Source organism: Exiguobacterium sp. s16 (assembly GCF_018618115.1).
Taxonomy (GTDB): Bacteria; Bacillota; Bacilli; order Exiguobacteriales; family Exiguobacteriaceae; genus Exiguobacterium; species Exiguobacterium mexicanum_A.
In genome coordinates this window covers 1-6081 of the sequence record NZ_JACSLM010000018.1, presented here as the reverse complement: position 1 = coordinate 6081, position 6081 = coordinate 1, and the positions used below count along the sequence as shown (strand labels likewise).

6 protein-coding genes are annotated in these 6081 nt (G+C 43.6%); all 6 read right to left on the bottom strand.

Annotation, left to right across the window (positions count from 1 at the left end):
* Nucleotides 1-2152: 2152 nt before the first annotated feature.
* A complete protein-coding gene (locus tag KNP86_RS15470; protein WP_138858504.1) occupies nucleotides 2153-2695 on the bottom strand; it encodes a hypothetical protein in 543 nt (180 codons plus the stop codon).
* Between the two features lie 465 nt (nucleotides 2696-3160).
* Entirely contained in the window at nucleotides 3161-3364 is a 204-nt protein-coding gene (locus KNP86_RS15465; protein WP_214755159.1) for a hypothetical protein, read from the bottom strand.
* A 59-nt stretch (nucleotides 3365-3423) separates the two neighbouring features.
* A complete protein-coding gene (locus KNP86_RS15460; RefSeq protein ID WP_214755156.1) occupies nucleotides 3424-3570 on the bottom strand; it encodes a hypothetical protein in 147 nt (48 codons plus the stop codon).
* A 98-nt stretch (nucleotides 3571-3668) separates the two neighbouring features.
* Complete coding sequence (locus tag KNP86_RS15455) at nucleotides 3669-4808, bottom strand: zinc-dependent alcohol dehydrogenase (RefSeq protein WP_214755154.1); 1140 nt, start codon at nucleotides 4806-4808, stop codon at nucleotides 3669-3671.
* Nucleotides 4809-5231: 423 nt separating this feature from the next.
* Complete coding sequence (locus KNP86_RS15450) at nucleotides 5232-5441, bottom strand: hypothetical protein (protein WP_214755153.1); 210 nt, start codon at nucleotides 5439-5441, stop codon at nucleotides 5232-5234.
* Nucleotides 5442-5458: 17 nt separating this feature from the next.
* Nucleotides 5459-5932 (bottom strand): hypothetical protein, encoded by a 474-nt coding sequence (locus KNP86_RS15445; protein ID WP_214755151.1) that lies wholly within the window; start codon nucleotides 5930-5932, stop codon nucleotides 5459-5461.
* Nucleotides 5933-6081: the final 149 nt, after the last annotated feature.

The following is a 6081-nucleotide window of genomic DNA, read 5'->3' as shown; positions in this document are numbered from 1 at the left end:
CGCGATTGGGGCTAATCCCTTCTTGTTTTTCCTTCTGGAACGCCCTGGCATCCTGTCGGATGTCTCGGGCGTTCCTCTCAAGGTCTTCCTTCTCTCTGCTGAACGCACTTCGCTACGGCGTTTACGCCTTCGCTCGCTTGTCGGGGCACATGCGGAACACGTCGCCAGACTACGCTAGGCTCGTATTTCTCGTGCCACATATGAATTTGCATCTTCTCTTGCTTCCTCGCTGATCTGTTTGCTCTTTGTTCTTTTCTTTTTAGAACTTGGAAAGAAAAAGACTTGAAACCAAAGAGCGCACCGGGCATACTCCGGTAGGGAAGATAGGAAACGGCTGGATGGGCAGACTAACCCCTTTGAAAAAGGATGCGGTTAAAATCTGCCCACCACGTTCTCCGTCTAGTGCAAGACGAGGTATCCGTATGTCTAGGCGTTCCAAGACTCCGGGGTGTCTCAACCCCGACATGTGACTCGCTGCGCTGCTATCGCGCACACAAGGCGTTTCCACGCCCTACCTTGCTGCCTTTCGGCGACTCGTCACATAACCCACTATACGACGGCCAGGGCCGTCATATGTCGTGTCACAGCAATCATACAGCCGCCTACGAGGAACTCCCCCACCGTTTGTCGTGGGACTGCCTCCGGTCGTACCATATGACCCCGTCTGAACCTCTCAACGATCTTTACCATATCCCCGAAGGGACTTAGGCTATGTACAGGGCTTTCCGTCCTTCCCCTGCTAACGTCACATCACGTGCTGGAACTGCGGTGATGACCGATCCATTTTACTGCGTCGGCTGGATGAACCTACTCGTTTAGAGAGCGAGTGCGGACCTCTTTTATATGTAAGACCAAAACAAAAAGGACATCATTCAGCAGCATGTTTCGTGAAACTCGCTACTGAATGATGTCCTTTTATATACCAAAAACCTTGAAGTTACTAAGGTAAATTAGTATGATAAGTTCATCTAAGTTAGGTGCGTACCTGCTATGTACCCCTAACCTTCAATAGCGATGTCTCTTACACACCGCTATACAAAATCGTCACTTCAATGATCATCAACCCGTTTGGCGACAGGTTGATAGGAGAAGTGGCGTTTTTTGTTGTTCCGTCCGTATTTTGTTACTGATTATTCTACCTCTACATAGATATGATGACAATAAAATATTTCTTCTTACTGCATCGTTTTTCTATTTCGCTTGTCACGGATCTTCATGTAAATTGCATATATCAACCCTAGATAGGCCACCACGGTACCGAAATAAAATAGATAGTCGACCCAAGGATCAGAGTACGGAAATCTAGTGAATTGATAACTCATAAGCGTAAAAAATACACTCATGAATAACATATGACCAACATCTCTAAAGTTCTTTTTAACCGTATCAATAATCAATTCATTCACCTCTTGTTTGAAGATTCTGATAATACAAATATAGCATAAAGAGATGTATTATTTTGCCTTTTCGTAAAACCTTTAGCTAAAGCCGTTGCTTTTTCCGACCGTGTGGGCGACCATAAAAATACTGCCTGACAAGTGTCAGTATGTAAATGGGCACTCCTTATCTTCGATATCTCGTGAAGGGACGAAAACAACATGCAGCGACCACGAATGACCAAGCCGAATGACATACCAAAACTACTCACGATCGCCGACCTTTCTGTTCGTTGGGATATGCCAAGACAAAGTATTCACGACAAAAAAGGAGAGAACAAATTCCCTCTCCCAGTACAATATGTCGCGAACAATCGGACGGCACTCTTTCTCGAAAGCGACATCATCGAATACGAAAAAGAGAATCCGTACATCAAGACAAGAGCACAACGAGAAGCGCGACGGAATTTCATTTTCAAGTTGTATATGGACGCAAATGACGAATAAAAAAAGTGGCACATTTCGTGCCACTTTCGTGTTTTTGCCGGCACATTTCGTGCCATTTTTGGACTTTTGGTGATATCACGGAAACCCCAGGCTCTGCCTGGGCTATCACGGAAAGTGATAGCAGTTTCCCCTTATGCTCTTCAGACCCAAAATAGTCACATACTTCTTACAAACAAAATCTAAAAATGAAAAGCCCCTCTTCAGAAAAAGGTGTTTAAGAGGACACGTTTTAAAGGAGAATGGGCTTTGATTTTCGATAAAGTTAATGATTAATATCCAATGCGATAACTATAATCCCAGTTCACAAAGGCTTTTACATAAGATGTTTCTGTTTTGATGGCTGTCTTAGATCCTACAGTACCTACAGGATAACGATAGTATGTAGATACAACTTTGTACGTTCGTACTTTAGGTCGATAAGTAATCGTTCTTACACTATTATCTGGAATGTTAATACTGTAAGAAGTGCCATGCGTTTCAGTAACTCCAATTGTGACACCTAAAGAACTTCCAATACTCGCTTTCCCGATGCTATAATCGCCCGAAATTGTATTAGTGTAAGAACGATTTAAACTTGTAGATGAATTAATACTCAATGTTGCTGGGCCACGACCGCTTGGGCCAGTTCGCCATGCTTCGAAACTGTCTCCGACGGCTGTTTTAGAAGTGACTTGCCATTTGTACTCATACAATTGCATAGGCGTGATTTCACCCTCTGCTTTTACAACCGATGAAGGACCTACACTCGAAAGCAACAAACTCGTTCCTAAAACAAGTGATCCAAGCAACTTACTTGTACGACTTTTAAACATGGACTAACCCCTCTCTTCTCCAACCTTCCGCCAGACGACAAAATGTGGTACGCTTACATTATAATACAATTTTTCTGAAATTTCAAAAAAATGTTAATAGGAAGGTGTACTTTATGGAAAAATCAAGGACTTATATACTTTTAGGTGGTTTGTTCATAATGTTTTCTGGGGTCATATACAGTTTAGAACGTCTTAATACATACGTTTATTGGAACGGTCTAGTTGCAACAGGCACTTATCCCTCAACACCTCAATTTAGCTTTCTCACTCAGAATCCTTCTTTGCCAATTTTCCTAATACTAGGGATTGCTTTGCTCGCTTTAGGCTTTAAGTCTCGAAACAAATGAATGATTTCCTATGATAAAAGTTTGTGAAAAAGGGCTAAATTTAGCCCTTTTTAACTTTTCGGCTTGAGAGCGTCATCAAGTTTGCGTGGAGTTTTTATTTCACGCAAACTTGCAGTTTTTAACCTAAAATCCATACATAAAACAGCCATACATATACAACCCACGTACCAATGAACAACAACTTGTTCTCCCGTCGATTCCAGGCGAAAATCCCGAACATCAAGAACAGGAAAAAGAATGACCCGACCAAGAAAGGTCTCGGGTCTGCAACTGTCTCAGAAAAATTTTGAATCGCAATAGCGATCATCGCATTCACGAACATGAAGATCCCTTCTGACTTACTATCTTTTTTTAACCTTTCCGACATCACCATCGAGTTTTTCACTTCCGTTTCTTCACGTAATCTCGCAGCACACCCTCGACCAACTCGTAGAGTTTCATGTCGTTCTCCAGGGCGATCTGCTTCAACTGCTTATGTAACGCCACATCCATCTCCTGAATGAACACCTGGGTCATATCGAATTTCAAGTATTCATTTGTCTCCTTTGACCCGATTTCTTCTTTTGATTCCACAATATACAACAGCCCATCTAAAAATCGGATGGGCTGTTTGAGTATGAGATAGCTTATGGTTTTAAGACGACCTTGATACAACCATCTGCCCGATCGTTAAATGTTTGATAGGCAGAAGCAGCATCATCAAGTGCCACACGATGCGTCACGATATCTGTTGGATCAAATTCTTTGTTGATGATTTTTTGGAATAGTTCCGGCATCAAATGGATAACAGGTGCTTGCCCCATTTTCAGCGTAATATTTCGGGTGAAGAAATCGCCAAGCGGGAATTGATTATATTTTTCAGCATAGATACCCGTCAACTGTACGGTACCAAATTTCCGGACAGCGTCCTTCGCAATATTAATGGCACTCAACGTTCCACCTTGCAGACCAATCTTTTGTTCAATTTTTTCTACAGGGGACATCTTTCCGTCAAAACCGACGCAATCAATGACGACGTCTGCCCCACCCTGTGTCAACTCTTTAATGTATGCACCACTTTCGGCGTGCTCCGAGAAGTTCACTGTCTCAACTTTATTCGTCATTTTAGCATGATTTAATCGATACACTTGATCATCTACTGCAATGACCCGTTTCGCACCTTGCATCCATGCGAATTTTTGTGTCATCAGTCCAACTGGTCCTGATCCAAGTACAACGACCGTATCTCCTTTTTTCACACCTGCATGTAAGACACTCCAATACGCCGTAGGTAAAACGTCAGACAAGAACAGTAATGCCTCATCTTCTAGTTCACATGATTCAGGAATCACGAGTGGCATAAAATTCCCAAACGGAACTTTCAAATATTCCGCCTGACCACCAGGATGTCCACCAAACTCTTCTGTGAAACCGAAATACCCACCTGTATCGACATGGGGATTTCCGTTCGAGTTATCGCATTGACTTTCCATATCATGTTCACAAAAGAAACAGTGACCACAAGCAACGTTAAACGGTAACACAACCCGGTCTCCTCGCTTGACCTTCGTCACATCTGGTCCCACCTCTTCAACGATGCCCATCGGTTCATGACCAATGACATAGTCTTTGTGAGCCGGCATATTCCCCTGATAGATGTGTAAGTCTGAACCACAAATGGCAGTCGATGTGATTTTGACGATGATGTCATCGTTTTTTTCAATCGATGGATCCTTTACTTGTTTGACTTGAACATCCTTCGCTCCTTGGTACGTTACGGCGCGCATCTGAAATCCTCCTTAGTGAAATAGAATGACGTACCTTTTTCCTTACCCAAATACCAGCATTTGTTCTACACGTTTATTGGAATTGGATACCATGTCTTTGAAAGGGGATGACCATTACGCAATCGATATGTAATTTTATAAATTCGAGAATGTAACAAATCTTTTAATAAATAAATGATCCTCCTTGCAACTTTTTTTGATGCGTTTAAAAAAATAGAAAGAGCATCATCTTTCTCCACAAACTGGAGCCAGCACATGTATCCTTATCCTCGTTGCAATTATGGTTGTTTTTCAGGTCCGGAAAATTAAAAAAAGTTTGTGAAAACGGTCGAATTCAATCGTTTTTCTCGTCCATATCTTGATACCAACGGTATCGTTGCGAGGAATTGTCATTTCACGCAAACTTACCTCTTTTTGCCTTTTTCAGAGATTTCTCGAGTCAGAAACCTTACGGTATAGTTCGATCACCTGGGGGGTCTCTTTCTCCCAAGCCGTGTTCTTCAGCATCGGGATTTTGAAGATCATCTCCATTTCGATCATCAACTCTCTCAGTTTCTCGTCTCGCTGGCGGATCGACGGCTCCCGCATGATCTCCTCGTATCTCGATTCGAATCCTTGAATCGTCATCAACATCTTCATCACTCCTCTTGTTATTTTTTCTTCTCGACGTAATTCCGCAGCACGCCCTCGACCAACTCGTAAAGTTTCACATCGTTTTCCAAAGCGATCTGCTTCAACTGCTTATGTAGCGCCACATCCATGTCCAACGAAACTTTTTTGCGATTGATCCGTTCCGGTTTCGTCTCGATCGCGAAATAGTCGTCGTCTAGCCGGGACTGCCCCGTGACCGGGTCGATCTTCAACGGATCCGTGGCGACACGCTTCGCCTTCGTCACACTGGAACGGCTCGTCTGAACAAAATCGAGCACTTTCTTATCCGCATTCGGATGGCTCCGGTCGATATGCCAGCGCTTCGTCCGTTGGTCGAACGTCGCCCCGGCCGACTTCAACGCCTCTCGTAGCTTCTCTTTGCCCACTGGCGCATGTTGCTTCGCCAAATCCAGGAACTTCATGCGCTCGTTCAGTTCCGTCACCTCGTAGATCGTGAGGTCTATGTTCTTCATCGGAGACCATCCTTTCTTCTTTGATTGTTACCAACCTTCCCTCTTACCCTCTTGATTCTTCGCGATTGGGGCTAATCCCTTCTTGTTTTTCCTTCTGGAACGCCCTGGCATCCTGTCGGATGTCTCGGGCGTTCCTCTCAAGGTCTTCC

Coding starts and splice junctions, on each gene's coding strand:
- KNP86_RS15470 (WP_138858504.1), bottom strand. CDS start 2,695: ATGTTTAAAAGTCGTACAAGTAAGTTGCTTGGATCACTTGTTTTAGGA.
- KNP86_RS15465 (WP_214755159.1), bottom strand. CDS start 3,364: ATGTTCGTGAATGCGATGATCGCTATTGCGATTCAAAATTTTTCTGAG.
- KNP86_RS15450 (WP_214755153.1), bottom strand. CDS start 5,441: ATGTTGATGACGATTCAAGGATTCGAATCGAGATACGAGGAGATCATG.
- KNP86_RS15445 (WP_214755151.1), bottom strand. CDS start 5,932: ATGAAGAACATAGACCTCACGATCTACGAGGTGACGGAACTGAACGAG.
- KNP86_RS15455 (WP_214755154.1), bottom strand. CDS start 4,808: ATGCGCGCCGTAACGTACCAAGGAGCGAAGGATGTTCAAGTCAAACAA.